Source organism: Nonomuraea longicatena (genome assembly GCF_039525605.1).
Lineage (GTDB): Bacteria > Actinomycetota > Actinomycetes > Streptosporangiales > Streptosporangiaceae > Nonomuraea > Nonomuraea longicatena.
On sequence record NZ_BAAAHQ010000006.1, the window covers coordinates 44,816 to 64,887 of the forward strand.

Consider the following 20,072-nt stretch of genomic DNA (forward strand, 5'->3'; position numbering starts at 1 on the left):
AAGCGAGGTCAGGGGATCAGGGACACCTCGGGGAAACGGGTGTCCGGGCCCTCGAACAGGCGGGTCGGCTTGCCTCGCAGGTGCAGGTCGAAGAAGGCGCCGACGTACACGCGCTGGGCCGCCGTCGAACGGGCGGGATCGATCGTGCCCACGTAATCGGCGAGCGGCACCTTGGGCAGCCCGGCCGCGATCTGCGGCAGCAGCGGCTGCAGGTCGGTGAAGGAGCCGTGGGCCGCGCCCGCGAAGCGCAGCTCCCGCTTCCACCCGGTGGAGGCCCGCCAGAACGACTTCCAGCTCGGCTCGCTCTCCCGGGTGTGGGTCTCGGCGGCCAGTTGCAGGAACGGCCTGGCCACACCACGCCCGGCCACCGGGCCGACATAGGCGCCGTCCAGGTTGACGCCCGCGTCCACCCGGTTGTCGTCGCGGGTGAGCTGGGCGGCGACCGACCCGCCCAGCGACTGCCCGAGCGCCCCCACCCGCGAGAGGTCCGGCGCGCCCAGCATCCCCTCGGGCAGCTCCCGGCCGATCGGGCGGCCGTCGGCCAGGGCGGCGACCCGGTCCAGGACGTGACGCATGTCCGCCAAGCGCGCTCGCGCGTGCTTGGCCAGCAGCTTGGCGATGACCCTCGGCGTCAGTTTCGCGGGCAGCGGCACGGCGCGCACCAGGCGTCCGCCGGGGAACTCGACCTGGTCGGCCTCGTAGGTGTGGTCGACGGTGACGACCAGGTAGCCGCGCGCGGCCAGGTCCTCGACCAGGCTGGTGCCCAGCGTGCGCGGCCCGCCGTCCCCGGAGCCGAACAGCACCACCGGCAGCCTGCCGGCGCGGGGCTCGACGGGCGCGCCGACGCGGGCGCGGGTAGTGGTCGCGGCCCAGGCGACGGCGCCCTTGGGGATGCCCATGGGCGGTGCCGAGTGCCGGTCCCAGTCGGCTGCGGCCAGCGGCGCCATGTGCGGCGCGCGCGGCCCGCCGCCCGCCTTCGCGGGGTACCACAGGCTGATCATCAGTTCCCGGTACGGCTTGGCCGCCACCAGCGGATCGGGCCGTGAGTGATCGACCAGCCGCATCGCCACGGTCCCGACCGGATACGGGCCGCCGGGCGCGGGCAGGCTCACCCCGATCGGCTTGGCGACGTCGGCGCCGGCCGCAGGAGCGCAGGCCACCAGCACCATCCCGGCCAGCGCCATGACCTGGCCCGCCCAGCGGCCTGCGGCCGTTTTCGAGGCGATCGGCCCCCTGTTCGGGGCGGCCGAACTCCTTGCCAAGGCCGAACTCCTTTCCAGGGTTGCGCTCCTTCCCCGGGTAGGGCTCCCGTTCAAGGCCGCCGGGCTCCTGAGCGCGGCGGGTTCCGCCGGACCGGTGAGCCCGGCCGGATCGGTGTTCTGCTGGACGTTGGACATGAGACAGCTCCTCAGACGGAAAGACGTCCGACGAGGCTGGCAGCCCGGCGCGGCCGCGGACCAGCGGCGGAGGTCGCATGTGCGCGTGCGACTTTCGGATGACGGTCGTCCCCGAGGAGGATCGAAAGCGAACCCGCACCACAAATAGGGTGAACCCCATGAAGATGGCGGCTGCCGTGCCGAAGGTGAGCAGACGTCGAGGGCTGCGGCGGGCGGGGGCGACCGTGCCCGTCGACGCGTTGCCGGCCGTCGCGCTGTTCCTGGTCACGCTCGGACCGGGCCGGGTGCTGTCGGGGCCGGCGTGGCTGCTGGCGCTCCAGATCGCGCTGGTGGCGCCCCTCGCCTGGAGGCGGTGTGCTCCGCTGACCGTCATGGGCGTGATCGGCCTCGCCGCCGCCGTCCAATGGGCGCTGGACGTGCAGCTTCCCGCCGACGCCGCCCTGCTGGTGGCGCTGTACACGGTCGCCGCGCACCGCCCCTGGCGGCACACCCTCCCGGCGGCGCTCGCGCTGGAGGCCGGGGTGCTGCTGGCGGCCGTACGCTGGGCGCCGCCCGGCCGGTTTCCGTTCACGGCGGCCGCGCTCAGCGCGATGGCCGCCGCCGCGCTCATGGCCGGGCTGTGGGTACGGGCCCGGCGCGAGTACGTGAGCGCGCTGGAACGCGACCGTGAGCACCGCGCCCGGCTGGCCGTCGCCGAGGAGCGCGCGCGGATGACCCGCGACATGCACGACATCGTCACCCACAACCTGTCGGTCATGGTGGCGCTGGCCGACAGCGCCGCCTACGTCCGCCACAGCGCGCCGGACCGGGCAGCCGAGGCGATGGAGCACATCGCCACGACCGGACGCCAAGCCCTCCAGGACATGCGCCGCTCTTTGAACGCAGACCGCTCCACGGCGACAAGTGCGGGCGCATACCACTCAGAACGCTCGACGGCGACGAGCGCGGGCGCGTACCGCTCAGAGCACTCCGTGACCACGAGGGCGGGCGCGGAGCAGTCGGAAGACTCCGCCGACACGCGGCCCGCGCCCGGCATCGCCGGGCTCGCCGCGCTGGCCGAGCAGGTGCGCGCGGCCGGGCTGGTGGTACGGGTGCGGGTGATCGGCGACACCGAGACGGTCCCCGCCGCCGCCCAGCTGACGATCTACCGGCTGGTCCAGGAGTCGCTGACGAACACGTTGCGGCACGCGCCCGGCGCCCGCGCCGAGGTGCGGGTGGAGGTGTCCACTCACCGAGCCGAGGTGGAGGTCACCGACGTGTCCCCGGCCACCGAGGAACCCGCGCACGCGGGACGGGCGGGCGAAGGGCGGGGGATCGCGGGCATGCGGGAGCGGGTGGCCGCCTACGGCGGAACACTGGAGACCGGGCCGGTGCCCGGTGGCTGGCGGGTGCTGGCCGTACTGGACCTGGGGGCACCGCGATGATCCGGCTGCTGATCGCCGACGACGAGTCGCTGCTGCGGACCGCCTTTCGCATGATCTTCGACACCGAGCCGGACCTGGAGGTGGCGGGCGAGGCCGGCGACGGCGAGCAGGCCGCCCGGCTGGCCCGCGCCCTGCGCCCGGACGTGGTGCTGATGGACGTGCGCATGCCCGGCCTGGACGGCATCGAGGCCACCCGCCGGATCGTGCGCGACAGCCCGCGCTCCCGCGTGCTCATCCTGACCACCTTCGACCTGGACGAGTACGCCTTCGCCGGGCTGAAGGCGGGCGCGGCCGGGTTCCTTCCGAAGAACACCCGCCCGGAGGAACTGCTGAGCGCCATCCGCAGCGTCGCGGCGGGACAGGCGGTGCTGTCACCGAGGGTCACCCGCCGGGTGCTGGAGCGGTTCGCGCCGCAGATGGCGCCGGGACCGGCCGAGCGGGACGAGCGGCTGGCGCAGCTGACCGCGCGCGAGCACGAGGTGCTGGCGCAGGTGGCGCGCGGGCTGTCCAACGCCGAGGTCGCCTCGGCGCTGCACCTGGCCGAGGCGACGGTCAAGACGCATCTGAGCCGCGTGCTGGTCAAGCTCGGGCTGCGCGACCGCGCCCAGGTGGTGGTCTTCGCCTACGAGAGCGGCCTGGTCCGCCCCGCCGACCTCTGACGCAATCAGGTGTGGGCGAGCAGCGCCGCAGGATCCTTCTCCGGCGGGCCCGCCGGCCACCAGTCGCCGTCGCGGTCGGTGAACGGGTACCAGCGGCCGTCGCGTCCGTAACGCAGTTGCAGCGAGCCGAGGGTCCACCGGTTGCGCCACGGCTCGACGGCGGGCAGTTCCTGCCGTTCCCACTCGGCCGCCGCCCTGGCCAGGTCGGCCTTGGCGGGGGTCCACGGGCGTTCGAGGACGTCGAGGCCGTCGGCTCCGCCGTACCGCCAGGCCAGGACGGCGGCCTCCAGGCCCGCGTCGAGGCCGGAGGCGGCGGCCAGCCGTACCCGGTCCTGGTACTCGGTGAGGGAGCGCAGCCGTCCCGTCACCAGCAGTTCGCGGGCCAGTTCCGAGGCGGAGGCGGTGAGGGCGCCGAGCGCCCGCACGTCCACCCCCGGCGCCTCCTCCAGCTCCAGCGGCGTGAAGGCGACGTCGGCGGGCGGCGGCTCGGGCAGGGGCGGGGTGCCGAGCGCGTAGGCGTCGGCGGCCGCGATCCCCGGCGCGGCGGCGGGGGCGTCGCGCAGCTGGAGCGCCTCCAGCAGTTCCGCGCGGCCGCGCCCGCGCAGCAGGAGCAGCACGAACGGGTCGCCGTCCAGCAGCCAGGACGCCTGATAGCACAGGGCGGCCGCGTGCTCGCACGGGTGACCCCAGTCGGGGCAGTCGCAGTCCGGCTCCAGGTCGCCGACGGCGGGCAGCAGTGGCACGGCCGCATCCTCTGCGGCGGTGACCAGGTCCTGGGGCACGTCGCCGTCGAGCAGCGCGGCGATGTGGCCGGCCTGGGCGGCGACCTGGTCGAGGAAGCGGTCCCACTCGGCGTCGGTGAGGCGGGTGACCTGGACGACGGTGTCGTGCCCGTCCTCGGTCATCGCCGACAGCCGTCCCGGGCTGACGGTGATGGGGCCGACCCGTCCGGTCTTGGCGTAGGCGCGGCCCTTGCGCAGGAGGGTGTGGTCGAGAGTGGTGTCCTCCAGCGCCTTGATCCAGGCGCGCCCCCACCAGGTGGCGGCGAACCGGGCTCCGGCGCTCTGGCGGGGGAAGGCGGCGAATCCCTGGACGGCGGTCATCTCAGCTCCACGAGTCGGGCGAGTTCGGCGTCGGTCAGTTCGGTGAACCCGGCCTCGCCGCCGGCGAGCACGGCGTCGGCGAGCGAGCGTTTGGCCGCCAGCATCGCGGCGACCCGGTCCTCGACGGTTCCCTCGGCGATGAGCCGGTGCACCTGCACGGGCCGGGTCTGGCCGATGCGGTAGGCGCGGTCGGTGGCCTGGTCCTCGACCGCGGGGTTCCACCAGCGGTCGTAGTGGATCACGTGGTCGGCGCGGGTCAGGTTGAGCCCGGTGCCAGCGGCCTTCAGCGACAGCAGGAAGACCGGCGCCGCGCCGTCCTGGAACTCGCGCACCATCTCCTCGCGCCGGGCGACGGAGGTGCCGCCGTGCAGGAACAGGGTGGGTACGCCCCGGGTGCGCAGATGCCGTTCGAGCAGCCGGGCCATGGCGACGTACTGGGTGAACACCAGTGCCGAGCCGTCCTCGGCGAGGATCGTGTCGAGCAGTTCGTCCAGCAGTTCCAGCTTGCCGGAGCGGCCGGTGAGCCTCGGCTCGCCCTCGTGGAGGTACTGGGCGGGGTGGTTGCAGATCTGCTTCAGCCCGGTGAGCAGTTTGACGATCAGGCCGCGCCTGGCCATGCCGCCGGCGGAGGCGATCTGCTCCATCATCTCGCGGACGGTCGCCTCGTACAGTCCGGCCTGCTCGGTGGTGAGCGCCACGGGCCGGTCGGTCTCGGTCTTGGCAGGCAGTTCCGGCGCGATGCCGGGGTCGGACTTGCGGCGCCGCAGCAGGAACGGTCCGACGAGCGCGGCCAGCCGCCGGGCCGCCTCCTGCTCGCCGGACTCGACGGGCTTGGCCCAGCGGGCGCGGAAGCGGGGCAGGGTACCGAGCAGGCCGGGGGTGGCCCAGTCGAGGATGGCCCACAGCTCCGACAGGTTGTTCTCGACGGGAGTGCCGCTGAGCGCGACGCGGGCGGTGGCGGGGATCTCGCGCAGCGCCTTGGCGGTGCCGGAGGCCGGGTTCTTGACGTGCTGGGCCTCGTCCGCGACGACGAGGTCCCAGGGGTGCTCGGCCAGCCGGGCGGCGTCGACGCGCATGGTGCCGTACGTGGTGAGGACGAACCCGTCGTCGGCCAGGTCGCGGCGGCTGCCGTGGAAACGGCGGACCGGGACACCGGGTGCGAACCTCTCGATCTCGCGCTCCCAGTTGCCGAGCAGCGAGGCCGGGCACACGACGAGGGTGGACCCCTGGCCTCGGTGTAGGTGCAGGGCGATGAGCGTGATCGTCTTGCCGAGGCCCATGTCGTCGGCCAGGCAGGCGCCGAGCCCGAGGGAGGTCATGCGGGCCAGCCAGCGCAGGCCGCGCAACTGGTAGTCGCGCAGGGTGGCGGCCAGGGCGGGCGGGGCGCCGATGTCCTCGGGTTGCGACAGGCGTTCGCGCAGTTCGGCCAGCCAGGGGCTGGGGTCGACGGGCACCTGCTCGCCGTCGATCTCGACGGTGCCGGTGAGGGCGGCGCTGAGCGCGTCGATGCCGGTCAACGGCTTGAGGTCGCGCTGGCGGGCCTTGCGGGCCAGGGCCGGGTCGATGAGCACCCACTGCTCGCGCAGCCGGACGACGGGACAGTGGGCCTCGGCCAGCCGGTCCATCTCCTCGGCGCTCAGGCGCACGCCGCCGAGGGCGAGCTGCCAGTTGAAGCTGGTCAGCTGCCCGCCGCCGAGGAAGGAGGGCAGGTCGGAGGGGGCGAGGTCGTGCTCGCCGATGACGGCGCGGGCGCTGAGGTCGCGCACCATCGAGCGGGGCCAGTGGACGTCGACCCCGGCGGCGTCGAGGCGGGCGGCGGTGCCGCCGAGAAGTTGCTCGACGTCGGCGTCGGCGAGGATGAGCTCGTCGGGCACCGCGCTCTCCAGCAGCGCCTCCAGGCGGGGCCAGGCCTTGGCGGCGCGGCGCAGCGCGATGATCGTCTCGATGCGGGCGCGGGGGCCGAGCCCGGTTTCGTGGCCCGCCCACAGGTCGGCGGCGTCGGCCACGAGCGCGGGGTCGGCGACGCCGTGCAACTGGACGACGGCGCGGAACTCGCCGCCGAGAGGGTCGTCGGTCTCCAGGCGCAGCGACAGCCGTACTCCGGAGTCCAGCCCCGCCGAGACCTCCTCGGCCCAAGGCCGCAGCTGCGGGACCTTGACCGGGCGGGTGGCGGCGAAGGCGGTGGTGCCGGTGGCGCGGACGGCCCCCGGCGAGCGCGGCATGGCGTCGGCGACCGCGTCGAGGAAGGCCCGCACGAGGGTTTCCGCGTCGGTCAGCAGCAGCCCTTCGGCGGGTACGGCCCGCGCCTCCGCGGGCATGGCGTCGGCCAGTTCGCGGATCCTGGCGTGGTCGGCCGCGTCGAACGGCCCGGCCCGCCAGGCGTCGAAGTCGCCGGCCGAGACCCCGGGCAGCACCCGGCCGCGTACCAGGAGCTGGAGGGCCACGAGCGCGACGGCGCCCCAGAAGCGGGCCGCCGGGTGGGCCTGGGCGTCGGTTCTGGCCCTGGCCAGCAGGGGTACGGCGGCGGCGACGGGCATCCTGGTCACGGCCGTCTCGCGGACCGTGAGGTCCGCGTCCACGACCGTGGCCCGCTCGTCCCCGCCGGGGTCGAGGAAGGCGAGAGTGCCCGCGCGGGGCGGGTCGCCGGGTTCGAAGACGACCGGGTGCCGTACCAAGGAAGTCACAACCGTACATGGTACGGTACGAGACCTGTGGTTTACCTCAGGGAGAATTAGGGGACTCACCGCATTCACGGCATGCCCGGATCTTGCCTACCCTTTGTCTATGACTGATTGGGTGGTTGACCTCATGGAGACCCTGGGCGCCCCGGGCGCAGGGCTCGCGATCGCGCTGGAGAACCTGTTCCCGCCGCTGCCCAGCGAGGTTATCCTCCCTCTGTCCGGATTCACGGCCAGCAGAGGTCGGATGGGCCTCGTCGACGCGCTGGTGTGGACCACGATCGGCTCCGTCGTCGGCGCCCTGGCCCTGTACGGCGTGGGCGCGCTGCTCGGCCGGGAGCGGACGCTGTTCCTGGCGGGCAAGCTCCCGCTGGTCAAGATCTCCGACATCGAGAAGACCGAGGCGTGGTTCCAGAAGCACGGGAAGAAGACCGTCTTCTTCGGGCGGATGATCCCGATCTTCCGCAGCCTCATCTCGGTCCCGGCGGGCGTCGAACGCATGCCGCTGGTGACGTTCACGCTGCTCACGCTGGCCGGAAGCGCGATCTGGAACAGCATCTTCGTGCTCGCGGGCTACTACCTCGGCGAGAGCTGGCACCTGGTCGAGGCCTACGTCGGCATCGGCAGCAAGATCGTGATCGGGGTGGTCGCGCTGGCCGTGGTGGTCTTCATCGCGGTACGGCTGGGCGAGCGCCGCAAAGGCCGCCATGCGGCTCGCCGGTGACACACTGAGGCTTTTGACGTCGGTGGCCGCCGGCACCGCGAGTGCCGTCGCCCACCTGCTTTTCCTGGTCGGGTGCGCGCCGGCGCTGGCCGCGCGGCGCCCGGCCGCCGTGCACCGGGCGGCCCTCAGGCTGGCCGAGGCCCAAGCCCGTCGCCTGGGTCTGTCCGCGGGCCCCGGTCCGGACGGACGGCGGGCGCTGCGCTACCTGGCCGCGCGGATCCCGCTGGGGCTGCTCGGCGGGGTGTGCCTGGGGCTGCTCGGACTCGGCGCCGCCACGGGGCTCCGGGTCGGCGCCGCGTGGGTCCGCGACGAGCCGTTCGACGGCATGCTCCCCAGCCCCGATCTGGTGGCCTACTTCGGCGCGGCCGGGCTGGTCCTGCTCTTCCTGAACGTCACGGGACTGTTCGGGGTGCGGGCTTTGGAGCGTCGGCTGGTACGGCGCCTGCTGGCGCCCGACCCGGCCGAGGCGTTGCGCCGCAGGGTCGCCGAGCTGGCCGAGTCCCGGGCCGGGATCGTGACCGCGGTGGACGCCGAGCGGCGCCGGATCGAGCGCGACCTGCACGACGGGCTGCAGCAGCGACTCGTGGCGCTGTCGATGCTGATCGGCCGGGCCCGGCGGGGCCGCGCCGAACTGCTGCCGCAGGCGCACGAGGAGGCGCAGCGGGCGCTGGCCGAGTTGCGCGAGGTCGCCTGGCGCGTCTATCCGAGCGGGCTCGACCAGCACGGCCTGGCCGACGCGCTGGCCGGGGTGGCGGAGCGGGCGGGGATTCCGGTCGAGGTCGGCTGCTCGCTCGCCGCCCGGCCGCCGACGGCGGTCGAGACGGTGGCCTATTTCGTGGTCTCGGAGGCGGTGACCAACGCGGTCAAGCATTCGGGGGCAGGGCGGGTGCTGGTGAGCGTACGCGATGAGCAGGAGGAAGAGACGGTCGTGGTGCGGGTGGAGGACGACGGGTGCGGCGGCGCCGACCTGTCGGGAGGCGGACTGGCCGGGCTGCGGCGGCGGGTGGCCGCGATCGACGGCCGGTTCACGCTCGACAGCCCGGCGGGCGGCCCGACGGTCGTGACGGCGGTGCTGCCGTGCGGGTGATCCTGGCCGAGGACAACGCGCTGCTGCGCGAGGGCCTGGTACGGCTGCTGCTGGAGGAGGGACACGAGGTGCCCGCCGCCGTCGGGAACGCCCAGGAGCTGCTGGCGGCCGTGGCCGCCCACGAGCCGGACGCGGTCGTGGTGGACGTGCGCATGCCGCCGACGCACACCGACGAGGGACTGCGCGCGGCGCTGGAGATCCGGCGCGAGCGGCCGGGCGTCCGGGTGCTGGTGCTGTCGCAGTACGTCGAGAAGAAATACGCGACGGAGCTGATGTCCGGCGACGTGGAGGGTGTCGGCTACCTGCTGAAGGACCGCGTGGCGCAGGTGTCGGACTTCCTGGAGGCGCTGGAGCGGGTGGGCGCGGGCGGCGCGGCCTTCGACCCCGAGGTGGTGCGCCAGTTGCTGGCGCGCACGACCCGCAAGGACCCCCTGGCCCGGCTGACGCCGCGCGAGCGCGAGGTCATGGAGAACATGGCGCAGGGGCTGACCAACGCCTCGATCGCCCAGGCGCTGCACGTGTCGCAGAGCGCGGTGGAGAAGCACGTCAACGCGGTCTTCGAGAAGCTGGGGATCTCGCACACCTCCGGCTACAGCCGCAGAGTGCTCGCGGTGCTGAGCTTCCTCAAGCAGTGATCTCGGCGGCCATGCCGTCGAGCAGGTAGCCGAGCCCGCGCGCGAACGTGGTGTCCCAGTCGTGTCCGAGGCCGTCCGCTGGTTCGCCGCCGGCTTCGACCGGTTCCTGATCTTCTCGGCCGACGGCGGGGTCCGCGAGAGCGCCGAGCCCGTGTGGGACCGGTGAGGCGGAAAACCGGTGTCGCGCCGCCGTCCGGCTTGGCTACAGTCGCCACGACCAACCGCGAGACGAAGGGGGGAGACGCCGTGTGCCACCGCACCGCCGTCACGCCTTCGTCGCGCTTCGAGGTGATCCTCGTGTCCTCGGCGGGCCGGTGCCCGCTGCGCGCCTGGCACTGACGTACCCGGACGAGCCCCGCTCGCCCGGTCATCGCGCCGCTCTGCCCGTCAAGGCTCGGAAGGCACAGGATCGTGCGCAATCTCGGCATTCTCGCTCACGTCGACGCCGGTAAGACCACCGTCACCGAACGCGTCCTCTATCTCACCGGCGCCACCCACAAGCGCGGCGAGGTCCACGACGGCACCACCGTCACCGACTTCGACCCGCAGGAGCGCGACCGGGGCATCACCATCTTCGCCGCCGCCGTCAGCTGCCGGTGGCGCGAGCACCGCCTCACCCTCATCGACACCCCCGGCCACGTCGACTTCTCCGACGAGGTCGAGCGCGCGCTGCGGGTGCTCGACGGCGCCGTCGCCGTCTTCGACGCCGTGGCCGGGGTCGAGCCGCAGAGCGAGTCGGTGTGGCGGCGCGCCGACCGCCACGGCCTGCCGCGCCTGGCCTTCGTCAACAAGCTCGACCGCGCGGGGGCCGACCTCGAACTGGCCGTCGCCTCGATCCGCGACCGGCTGGGCGTGCGGCCGCTGGCCGTCCAGTTGCCCATCGGGAGCGAGAGCGGGTTCCGCGGCGTGGTCGACCTGGTCGGCATGCGGGCGCTGACGTGGCCGGACGGCGTCATGACCGAGGGGCCGGTGCCGCCGGAGCTGCGGGAGGAGGCCGAGCGGCGGCGCCGCGACCTCGACGAGGCGGTGGCCGACCTGCACCCCGCCGCGCTGGAGGAGTACGTCGAGCACGGCACCCTGTCGGCGGACTCGCTGCGGGCGGCGCTGCGCGAGATCACGCTGTCGGGCGCCGGGGTGGTCGTGCTGTGCGGCGCGGCCTACCGCGATCTCGGCGTCGAACCGCTGCTGGACGCGGTCGTCGCCTACCTGCCCCCGCCCCGCCGGAGCAGGGGCCGCAGGCGGCGCTGGTGTTCAAGGTGGCCGGACGGCTGGCCTACGTGCGGGTCTTCAGCGGCACCCTGGGCAAGGGGGACGTCGTGCTCGACGCGGCCGCCGGCCGTACCGAGCGGATCGGCCGGGTGGTGCGGATCCAGGCCGACCGGCACACCGAGGTCGAGCGGGCGCGGGCGGGCGACATCGTCGCCGTGGCGGGGCTGAAGGGGGTCCGCGCGGGCGCCACGCTGTGCTCGCCGTCCGCGCCGGTGCTGCTGGAACCGCCCGCCTCGGCCGAGCCGGTCGTGTCGGTCGCACTCGAGGCGCGCGGCGCGGCCGACGCCGGACGCCTGACGGCGGCGCTGACCCGGCTCGCGGTGGAGGACCCGTCGCTGGCGGTGCGCACCGACCGGGAGACCGGGCAGACGCTGCTGTCGGGCATGGGCGAGTTGCACCTGGAGGTGGCGGTGGAGAAGCTGCGCCGCGACCACGGCCTGGCCGTGGTCTCCGGGCGGCCCCGGGTGGCCATGCGCGAGCGGGTCGCCGCGGGGGTCGCGGGCCTGTCCTACCGGCACATCAAGCAGGAGGGCGGCGCCGGGCAGTTCGCCTGCGTCACGCTGAGCGTCGAGCCGGGGGAGGGTTTCGCCTTCGCCTCGGCGGTGGTGGGCGGCCGGGTGCCGCGTGAGTACGTGCGCGCGGTCGAGGCCGGGTGCCGGGCGGCGCTGGCCGAGGGGCCGCTCGGCGGGCATCCGGTCACCGGGCTGCGGGTGACGCTGACCGACGGGGCCACGCATCCCAAGGACTCCTCCGAGCTGGCCTTCCACACCGCCGGGCGGCTCGGGCTGCGCGAGGCGCTGCGGGCGTGCGCCATGGAGTTGCTGGAGCCGGTGGCCGAGGTGACGGTGACCGTACCGGAGGAGGACGCCGGGGCGGTGCTCGGCGATCTGGCGGCCCGTCGCGGGCGTGTCTGCGGCTCGCAGGTACGTGCGGGCGGCATGGTGGTCACGGCGACGGTTCCGCTCGCGGAGCTGTTCGGGTACGCGACGCGGTTGCGCAGCAGCACGCACGGCAGGGGCGCGTTCACCGCCCGTCCCTGCGGTTACGCTCCGGCCTGCTGACGGCCGACCGGCGGCCCCGGCACCTGGGGCCGCCGGTGTTACCGCCGCGTGTCTTGACCTGGCCACCCCACCAACTCATAATTCCTACTTATATAGTCGGAAAGAGGGAGAAAGTCGTGAGGGCGCTCATCCTGCTCGGGCTGGTAGGCTTCGCCGCCCAGCTCGTGGACGGCAGCCTAGGCATGGCCTACGGCGTCACGTCTACCACGCTCTTGCTGGCCATCGGCACCAACGCGGCGGCCGCCTCGGCCACGGTGCACCTGGCCGAAATCGGCACCACCCTGGCCTCGGGCATCTCGCACTGGCGCTTCGGCAACGTCGACTGGAAGGTCGTCGCCAAGATCGGTATCCCCGGAGCGGTCGGCGCCTTCGCCGGGGCGACGTTCCTGTCGAGCCTGTCGACCGAGCTCGGCGCCCCCATCATGTCGATCATCCTGCTGTCGCTCGGCGTCTACATCCTGATCCGCTTCACGGCCTTCGGGCTGCCGCGCGGCAACCTCGGCAAGCCCCTGCGCAAGCGCTTCCTCGCCCCTCTCGGGCTGCTGGCCGGCTTCGTCGACGCCACCGGGGGCGGCGGCTGGGGCCCGGTCGGCACCCCCGCCATCCTGGCCAGCGGCCGCCTGGAGCCGCGCAAGGTGATCGGCTCCATCGACGCCAGCGAGTTCCTCATCGCGCTGGCCGCCAGCGCCGGCTTCCTGATCGGCATCGGCTCGGAGAACATCGACTTCGGCTGGGTCGGCGTCCTGCTGCTCGGCGGCATCATCGCCGCGCCGATCGCCGCCTGGCTCGTGCGCCACATCCCGCCGCGCATCCTCGGCTCCGCCGTCGGCGGCGTGATCGTGCTGACCAACGTCCGCACGCTGCTGCGCAGCGACTGGATCGACGCGAACTCGACCGTGCAGACCATCGCCTACATCACGATCGCCGTACTGTGGGCCGCCGCGATCACCTACTCGGTGCGCGCCTACCGGCGTGACAAGGCCGCAGAGGCCCTTGAGGCACAGAGCGAGCGCCGCGAGGCCACACCCGCCTGACTCTCCCGATGAAGAGGCGACGGGTGCGCGGAGGGATGGCCGCGCACCCGTCGCCGTTTTCGCCGTTCGGCCGCCGCCGGCGCCGCTATCCTTGGCTCAAGCTCGGAGGAAGGAGAGCCCTGGCTGCACGGCGACGGCCCGCGAGGCCGCTGCGACCGGCCGACCTGGCGAGAGAGCACGGCCTGTCCACCCAGGCGGTCCGCAACTACGAGGACGAGAACATCCTGCCGCCCGCCGAGCGCAGCCCGGCGGGATACCGCCTCTACCGCTCCCTGCACGCCCAGGCGCTGCGCGCCTTCCTCGCCCTGCGCTCCGGCTACGGCCACCAGATCGCCGCCGAGATCATGCGCGCGGCCAACCGGGGCGACGACGAGAGCCTGTTTCGCGCCATCGACCGCGCGCACGCCGACCTGCTGCGCGAGCGCGACACCCTCGCCGAGGTCAGCGCCGCCCTCGGCGAACTGGCCGGCGCCGAGATCCCCGCCGAGCCGGACGGCAAGGGGGTGACGATCGGCGCGCTGGCCCACCGCCTCGGCATGCATCCGGCCTCGGTCCGCAAATGGGAGCAGGCGGGCATCCTGCGGCCGGAGCGCGATCGCGCAGGCTACCGGCTCTACACCGCCGCCGACGTACGCGACGCTCAGATGGCCCGCCACCTGCGGCGCGGCGGCTACCGGCTGTCCCAGATCCGGCAGTTCACCGACCAGCTCCGCAGGGCCGGCGGCACGCCCGCCCTGGGCGCCCTGCTGTCGGAGTGGCGCTCGCGGCTGCGGCTGCGCTCACGCGCCATGCTGTCGGGTAGCCGCGAACTCGACCTCTACCTGGACGAGCGGACCCGCGCGGCCGATCTTACGGAAAACCCCCAGGAGACCTGACGGCTGCCCACGTGGTGGGCGAGCCACCCCGCCTCCTAGCGTGAACCGTGTGATCAGTCTCAGAAACCTCAGCAAACGGTACGGTCCCCGCCTGGCCGTCGACGACCTGACGCTGGAGCTGAAGCCCGGCGCCGTCACCGGCTTCCTCGGCCCCAACGGCGCGGGGAAGTCCACCACGATGCGACTGATCCTCGGCCTCGACCGGCCCACGGCGGGCCGGGCGCTCATCGGCGGCCGGCCCTACCATCGGATCCCCGCCCCGCTGCGCACGGTCGGCGCCACCCTCGACGCCCGCGCCCTGCATCCGGCGCGCAGCGGCCACGCCCACCTGACGGCGCTGGCGCGCGGCAACGGCATCCCGATGCGCCGCGTCGGCGAGGTCCTCGAACGGGTCGGCATGGCGCAGGCGGCGCGCAAGCGCGCGGGCGGGCTGTCGCTGGGCATGAGCCAGCGGCTGGGCATCGCCGCGGCGCTGCTCGGCGACCCTCCGGTGGTCATGTTCGACGAGCCGGTCAACGGCCTCGACCCCGACGGGGTGCGCTGGGTGCGCAAGCTCATGCGTTCGCTGGCCGAGGAGGGCCGTACGGTCTTCGTCTCCAGCCATCTGATGAGCGAGATGCAGCAGACCGCCGACCATCTGGTCGTCATCGGCCGGGGGCGGCTCATCGCCGACGCGCCGCTGCCCGAGGTCATCGCGAGCAGTTCGCTGAGCGCCGTCGTGGTCCGCAGCCCGCACGCGGCCGAGCTCGCCGCCCTGCTGGCGGCGGCCGGGGCCGTCGTCGAACGGCCCGGCGAACACGACCTGGTCGCGACCGGCACCACGGCAGAGCGCGTCGGCGACCTGGCCCACGAGGCGGGGATCCGGCTCCACGAACTGCGTGCCCGCGAGGCGTCGCTGGAGCAGGCATACCAGGAGCTCACCTCGGGCAGCGTCGAATACCGGAGCGTGTGAGATGGCCGTGTGGCAGGCGATGGCCGCCGAGTGGACGAAGTTGTGGTCGGTGCGCTCCACCTGGTACCTCCTGGCGGGCGCGGCCGGGTTGCTGGTGCTGGGCGCGGTGACGATCGGCGGCGCGGCCGCAAGCGGCGGCGAGCGGGTCCCGGTGAGCGAGCCGGTGGTGGGTTCGACGTCGTTCGCCCAGTTCGCGCTGGTGGCGCTGGCGATGTTGACCGTGACTTCCGAATACTCCTCCGGCACCATCCGCTCAAGTTTGCAGGCGGTGCCGGTGCGCGGCCTGATGCTGGCCGCCAAGGCGCTGGTGCTGGTCCCGGTGATGGCGCTGGCGGGGATCGTCTCGGGGGCGGTGGCCACGGCGGCGGTGTACGCGCTGCTGTCGGCCGAGCAGTTCGGCGGGCCGGGCCCGGTATCGCTCGGCGAGGTGGTCTCCGACCTGCTGGGCGTGGGCGTCTACTCGGCCGCCGTCGCGCTGATCACGCTGGGCGCCGGTGCCGCCGCGCGTTCGGCGGCGGGCACGTTGACGGTGATGTTCATGCTGCTCATGGGGCTGCCCCTGATGCTCATGATGACCGGCTCCCCGGCACTGCTGGAGATCTCGGCGCGGCTGCCGATGTTCGCCGGGCTGGCTTTCATGGAAAGTGTGGAGAACCTCACGGGCGGCCCGATCCCGTACGGCGCCGGTGAGGGGTTCGGCTGGCTGCTGGCGTGGACGGCGGCGGCCCTGGCGGCAGGGTACACGGTACTGCGCCGACGCGATGCCTAAACTGTCCCGCATGTCCGTTTCTTGGGTGGTGCGGCCGCTGGTGGGGGTCCTGGCGGGCGTCCCCCTCGGAGCCCTGGGCCTGCTGTTCGCCGTGGCGGTGTGGCCCGCCCTGCTGGTGCCCGCCGCGCGGGCGGGCGCCGACCGGGCGCTGACCCGGCTGCTGGCGCTGGAGCGGGCCCGGCTGGCCCGGTGGATGGGCCACACCGCGCCGGGCCGGGGCGGCGGGCCCGGCTTCCTGGCGGCGATGGGCCTGCTGGCGGTGCTGGGCGGCTACCTGTGCCTGAACGGGCTGCTGCTCGGCGGACTGTTCCTGCTGGGCGGCCTGTGGGAGCTGACCTGGGGCGGGCCCGAGCCGGTGCACCTGTCGTGGCCGGGTGTCAACGTCGTCACCCACAGCGGGGTGCTCGGCCTGCTGGCCGGCGCCGCCGCCGTGGCGGCCAGCGCGGGCGGGGCGCTGCTGCTGGGCGCGGCCCAGCGGCGCCTGGCCGACCGGATGCTCGGCCCGAGCGGCGAGCAGCTCATGCGCAGGCGCATCGCCCAGTTGACCGCGACCCGCTCGGGGATGCTCCAGGCGGTCGACGACGAGCGCCGCCGCATCGAGCGCGACCTGCACGACGGGGTGCAGCAGCGCGGGGTGGCGCTGGCGATGCTGCTCGGCCGCGCCAGGCACGCCGCCGACCCGTCGCTGTCGGGCGAACTGGTCGCGATGGCCTACGTCGAGTCCCGGCGGCTGCTGGACGAGTTGCGCAGCGTCGCCTGGCGCATCTACCCGGTCGTGCTCGACGAACTGGGACTGCGGGCCGCGCTCACCGGCATCGCCGAGCAGAGCGGCACACCCGTCACCGTGCACTACCGGCTGGAGCGGCGGCTGCCGTCCGAGGCCGAGACCGCGCTGTACTTCGTCGCCCGCGAGGCCGTCACCAACGCCGTCAAGCACGCCGGCGCCCATGACATCCTGATCGTCGTGAGCCGCGACGAGCACACGGTCAGGATCGCCGTCTCCGACGACGGGCGCGGCGGCGCCGACCCGGCGGGCGGCGGCCTGTCCGGGCTGTCCAGACGGGTACTTGCGCTCGACGGCGTCCTCACCGTCGACAGCCCGCCCGGCGGGCCGACCACCGTCGCGGCGGAGCTGCCGTGCGGCTGATCCTCGCCGACGACTCCGTACTGCTGCGCGAGGGGCTGAGCCGGCTGCTGCAGGATGCCGGGCACGAGGTCGTGGCCGCCGTCGGCGACGCCGGCGCGCTGCTGGAGGCGGTCGCGGCGGAGCGTCCCGACGTGGCCGTCGTGGACGTACGCATGCCGCCCGGCCACCGCGACGAGGGGCTGCGGGCGGCGCTGGAGATCCGCTCGCGCTGGCCCGGTGTGGGCGTCCTGGTGCTGTCGCAGTACGTCGAGACCACATACGCGGCCGCGCTGCTGTCCGGCGACGGCGACGGGCTGGGTTACCTGCTGAAGGACCGCGTCTCCGAGGTCGGCGACTTCCTCGCGTCGCTGGAGCGCATCCGGGACGGCGGCACCGTCTTCGATCCGGAGGTCGTGCGCAAACTGCTGGCGAGCACCACCCGCGCCGACCCGCTGCGCAGGCTGACCCCGCGCGAGCACGACGTGCTGCGCCTGCTGGCGCAGGGCTACGCCAACGCCGCGGTGGCCGAGCGGCTGCACGTGTCGCTCAGCACCGTGGAGAAGCACGTCAACGCCGTCGTCGACAAGCTCGACCTGCCCCGCGACCCGGCCTACAGCCGCCGGGTGCTGGCCATCCTGCGTTATCTGGAGGGCTTCACCGGGTGACGGGCACCTCGGCGGGGCCGGTGTCGGTCCCCGCCGTCGCCCAGGCGACCCGCTCCAGAGGTACGGCCAGGCGCAGGCCGGGCAGACGGCGGGCCACGGCGCCGAGCGCGGCGGCGACCTCGGCGCGGGCCAGGGCGGCGCCCAGGCAGTAGTGCGGGCCGTGGCCGAAGACCAGCGGCGGGCTGCCCTGGCGGCCGGGAAGGAATCGGTCGGGGTCCGGGAAATGCGCCGGGTCGCGGTGCACGGCCTCCAGCCGTACCAGCACGCTCTCGCCCTCGGCGATCGAGGTGCCGCACACCCGCAGGTCCTGCTGGGCGTACCTGGGGAAGGGCTCGCCGGTACGGCCGGCCTGCATGCGCAGCACCTCCTCCACGACGGCGGGGCCCACCTCGACGGGGGCGTCGAGCGTCAGCAGGCGCAGGACGGCGACGGAGACGGCGTTGGCCGCCGACAGGTATCCGGCCGAGACGACGGTGGCGACCATGGCGGTGACCTCGGCGTCGCTGATGCGGCCGGGCGCGGCCGGCAGGGCGCTGATCAGGTCGGCACCGGGGGCGCCGCGTTTGGCGATGACCAGGTCGGCGGCGTAGGTGCCGAACTCGGTCCAGGCCCGCTGGGCGCGCTCGATCTCCTCCGGGCCGCCGAACTGGAAGTCGGCGGTGCTGACGGCCTCGGCCAGGGCGCGGAAGCGGTCGAGGCCGGCGGGCGCGACGCCGAGCAGTTCGGCGATCACGGTGATCGACAGGGGGATCGCCAGCGTCCGCGCGAGGTCGGCGTCCGTGCCGGAAGCGGCGACGGCGGCGGCGAGGTCGTCGGCCACGCGTTCGACGCGGGGGACGAGGGCGGCGATCGCGCGGGGGCCGAAGGCGTTCGCGACCAGGCGGCGCAGCCGCAGGTGCGTCTCGCCGTCCTGGAAGAGGGTGTCGTTGCCGCTGGTGTCGGCGCCCGGCGGGGCGAGGGTGAGCCGCCGCTCGGCCAGTACGTTAACGGCGGCGTCGTAGGAGGTGACCAGCCAGGCCGTGCTCCCGTCGGGGGTGCGGACGGGGGTGAGGGGGGCGGCCGCTCTCAGCCGTGCGTAGGCCGGTGGCGGCTCCAGCGCGTGCGGCCGGTCGAAGGGGAGTGTGTCCATGGCCCCCAGTCAAGACGTTGACGTCGCGTCGGGGTCAAGGCGGCGGCTCGCCACCGGGCAGGAACGCCGGGCTCAGCATGGCGAACGCCCGACCGACCGCGCTGTTCGGCGACCTGACCGAGCCCGCCCGCTCCAGCGTCCACCTGGCCGCTGGCGCCGGGCTCGACGGGATCAGCGGCGCCAGCTTCAGCACCGGCTGCGCGCTGTGCGAGAGCCTGGCGGCCGCTTGACGGCAGCCGTCAGCGGCTGTCAGCGGCCGTCAGCGAGCGGTACGCCGACGGTCAGCGCCGACGGCCACTGTACGGGTATGACGAACCCTTATCTCGAAGGGCATTTCGCCCCGCTGACCGAGGAGATCACCGCTTTCGACCTGCCGGTGACCGGCAGCATCCCGGCCGAGCTCGTCGGCCGCTATCTGCGCAACGGCCCCAACCCGCTCGGTGTGGAGGACCCGGCCGTGCACAACTGGGTGCTCGGCGACGGCATGGTCCACGGCGTGCGCCTGCGCGACGGCCGCGCCGAGTGGTACCGCAACCGGTGGGTGCGTTCCTCCCAGGTCGCCGCCCACTTCGGGGAGGAGTACTCCGGCGCCCAGGCGCCGCAGTTCGACTTCGCCGCCAACACCCACGTCATCGGGCACGGCGGCCGGACGCTGGCGTTGATGGAGAGCGGCGCGCCCGTCTACGAGCTGGGCTACGAGCTCGACACCAAGGGCGTCTTCGACTTCGACGGCGACCTGTCGGAGGGGTTCACGGCGCACACCAAGTTCGACGCGGCCGCCCAGGAACTGCACGGTGTCAGCTACTTCCCCCTGTGGGACCACATCAAGCACGTCGTCATCGGCTCCGGCGGCCAGGTGTTGCGCGCCACCGAGATCGCGGTGCCGGACGCGCCCATGGTGCACGACTTCGCGCTGACCGAGAAGTACGTGGTCATCTTCGACCTGCCGGTGATCTTCAGTCCTGAGCAGGCGGCGGGCGGGGCGACCGTGCCGTACGTGTGGAAGCCCGAGCACGAGTCCCGCGTCGGCCTGATGCCGCGCGACGGCGGGGAGGTGCGGTGGGTGCCGGTGGCGCCCTGTTTCGTGTTCCACACGTTCAACGCCTACGACACTCCCGACGGCGGCGTGATCGTGGACGTGATCGCCTACGACCACTTCGACGTGGCCGACCCGACCAAGTCGGGCTCGCCCGTGCTGGAGAGATGGACGGTCGACCCGGTGGCCGGGAAGGTGTCCCGCCAGGGACTCGACGAGCGGCCGCAGGAGTTCCCGAGGGTCAACGAGGCGCTGATGTCGCGGCCCCACCGCTTCGGCTACACCGCCGCCGCCCACCTGTATCCGCTGGCGGCCGACGACGTCACCCCCGACGAGGCCTTCGCCAACGTGCTCATCAAGCACGACCTGCAGCGCGGCAGCTCCGAGGCGCACGTGTTCGGCCGGGACGCGGTCGTCAGCGAGGCCGTGTTCGCCCCGTCGGCGGCGGG

18 protein-coding genes and 1 pseudogene are annotated in these 20,072 nt (G+C 73.9%); 15 read left to right on the forward strand and 4 right to left on the reverse strand.

Going from position 1 to position 20,072, the window contains the following annotated elements; translation table 11 throughout:
* Positions 1-8: 8 nt before the first annotated feature.
* A complete protein-coding gene (locus ABD120_RS07360; protein ID WP_343948957.1) occupies positions 9-1,262 on the reverse strand; it encodes an alpha/beta hydrolase family protein in 1,254 nt (417 codons plus the stop codon).
* A 293-nt stretch (positions 1,263-1,555) separates the two neighbouring features.
* On the opposite strand from ABD120_RS07360, the gene ABD120_RS07365 reads away from it, so the two are divergent.
* Together ABD120_RS07365 and ABD120_RS07370 are read left to right on the forward strand one after the other, a co-directional pair.
* Positions 1,556-2,821, forward strand: a complete 1,266-nt coding sequence (locus tag ABD120_RS07365; protein ID WP_343948958.1) for a sensor histidine kinase — start codon at positions 1,556-1,558, stop codon at positions 2,819-2,821.
* Positions 2,818-3,480, forward strand: a complete 663-nt coding sequence (locus tag ABD120_RS07370) for a response regulator (RefSeq protein ID WP_343948959.1) — start codon at positions 2,818-2,820, stop codon at positions 3,478-3,480. Before ABD120_RS07365 ends, ABD120_RS07370 begins: the two co-directional genes overlap by 4 nt.
* 5 nt (positions 3,481-3,485) lie before the next feature.
* Here the strand turns inward: ABD120_RS07370 and ABD120_RS07375 are convergent, their stop codons facing one another.
* Together ABD120_RS07375 and ABD120_RS07380 are read right to left on the reverse strand one after the other, a co-directional pair.
* Positions 3,486-4,583 carry an SWIM zinc finger family protein gene (locus tag ABD120_RS07375; RefSeq protein WP_343948960.1) on the reverse strand — a complete coding sequence of 366 codons (1,098 nt, stop codon included), beginning with the start codon at positions 4,581-4,583 and terminating at the stop codon, positions 3,486-3,488.
* Positions 4,580-7,267 (reverse strand): SNF2-related protein, encoded by a 2,688-nt coding sequence (locus tag ABD120_RS07380; RefSeq protein ID WP_343948961.1) that lies wholly within the window; start codon positions 7,265-7,267, stop codon positions 4,580-4,582. Before ABD120_RS07380 ends, ABD120_RS07375 begins: the two co-directional genes overlap by 4 nt.
* A 100-nt stretch (positions 7,268-7,367) precedes the next feature.
* Between ABD120_RS07380 and ABD120_RS07385 the strand changes: the two genes are divergently transcribed.
* The 11 genes and pseudogenes from ABD120_RS07385 (at position 7,368) to ABD120_RS07435 (ending at position 17,458) form a co-directional block, all read left to right on the forward strand.
* Entirely contained in the window at positions 7,368-7,985 is a 618-nt protein-coding gene (locus ABD120_RS07385) for a DedA family protein (RefSeq protein WP_343948962.1), read from the forward strand.
* Positions 7,986-8,007: 22 nt separating this feature from the next.
* The gene (locus tag ABD120_RS07390) at positions 8,008-9,072 is read left to right on the forward strand and encodes a sensor histidine kinase (protein WP_343949022.1); all 1,065 of its coding nucleotides are present in this window, start codon (positions 8,008-8,010) and stop codon (positions 9,070-9,072) included.
* Positions 9,063-9,707: a response regulator transcription factor gene (locus tag ABD120_RS07395; RefSeq protein ID WP_343948963.1), complete on the forward strand. Its 645-nt coding sequence runs from the start codon at positions 9,063-9,065 to the stop codon at positions 9,705-9,707. Before ABD120_RS07390 ends, ABD120_RS07395 begins: the two co-directional genes overlap by 10 nt.
* Positions 9,708-10,118: 411 nt before the next feature.
* Positions 10,119-10,862: pseudogene (locus ABD120_RS07400) on the forward strand (GTP-binding protein); the annotation flags it as partial.
* A gap of 101 nt (positions 10,863-10,963) precedes the next feature.
* Positions 10,964-12,037: an EF-Tu/IF-2/RF-3 family GTPase gene (locus ABD120_RS07405; protein WP_343948964.1), complete on the forward strand. Its 1,074-nt coding sequence runs from the start codon at positions 10,964-10,966 to the stop codon at positions 12,035-12,037.
* Positions 12,038-12,153: 116 nt separating this feature from the next.
* Complete coding sequence (locus ABD120_RS07410) at positions 12,154-13,071, forward strand: sulfite exporter TauE/SafE family protein (RefSeq protein WP_343948965.1); 918 nt, start codon at positions 12,154-12,156, stop codon at positions 13,069-13,071.
* An 8-nt stretch (positions 13,072-13,079) separates the two neighbouring features.
* Positions 13,080-13,946 (forward strand): MerR family transcriptional regulator, encoded by an 867-nt coding sequence (locus tag ABD120_RS07415; protein ID WP_343948966.1) that lies wholly within the window; start codon positions 13,080-13,082, stop codon positions 13,944-13,946.
* Positions 13,947-13,995: 49 nt separating this feature from the next.
* Positions 13,996-14,898, forward strand: a complete 903-nt coding sequence (locus tag ABD120_RS07420; protein ID WP_343948967.1) for an ATP-binding cassette domain-containing protein — start codon at positions 13,996-13,998, stop codon at positions 14,896-14,898.
* Between the two features lies 1 nt (position 14,899).
* A complete protein-coding gene (locus ABD120_RS07425; RefSeq protein ID WP_343948968.1) occupies positions 14,900-15,667 on the forward strand; it encodes an ABC transporter permease in 768 nt (255 codons plus the stop codon).
* 10 nt (positions 15,668-15,677) lie between these two features.
* Positions 15,678-16,814: a sensor histidine kinase gene (locus ABD120_RS07430; protein WP_343948969.1), complete on the forward strand. Its 1,137-nt coding sequence runs from the start codon at positions 15,678-15,680 to the stop codon at positions 16,812-16,814.
* Positions 16,805-17,458, forward strand: coding sequence for a response regulator (locus tag ABD120_RS07435; RefSeq protein WP_343948970.1), 654 nt, complete (start codon positions 16,805-16,807; stop codon positions 17,456-17,458). Before ABD120_RS07430 ends, ABD120_RS07435 begins: the two co-directional genes overlap by 10 nt.
* Here ABD120_RS07435 and ABD120_RS07440 read toward each other — a convergent pair.
* On the reverse strand, positions 17,448-18,587 hold the full coding sequence (locus ABD120_RS07440; RefSeq protein WP_343948971.1) for a cytochrome P450: 1,140 nt from the start codon (positions 18,585-18,587) through the stop codon (positions 17,448-17,450). The genes ABD120_RS07435 and ABD120_RS07440 overlap by 11 nt on opposite strands.
* A 77-nt stretch (positions 18,588-18,664) precedes the next feature.
* On the opposite strand from ABD120_RS07440, the gene ABD120_RS07445 reads away from it, so the two are divergent.
* Positions 18,665-18,817, forward strand: coding sequence for a hypothetical protein (locus tag ABD120_RS07445; RefSeq protein ID WP_343948972.1), 153 nt, complete (start codon positions 18,665-18,667; stop codon positions 18,815-18,817).
* Positions 18,818-18,894: 77 nt separating this feature from the next.
* A partial coding sequence (locus tag ABD120_RS07450) for a carotenoid oxygenase family protein (RefSeq protein WP_343948973.1) occupies positions 18,895-20,072 on the forward strand: 1,178 nt, incomplete at its 3' end.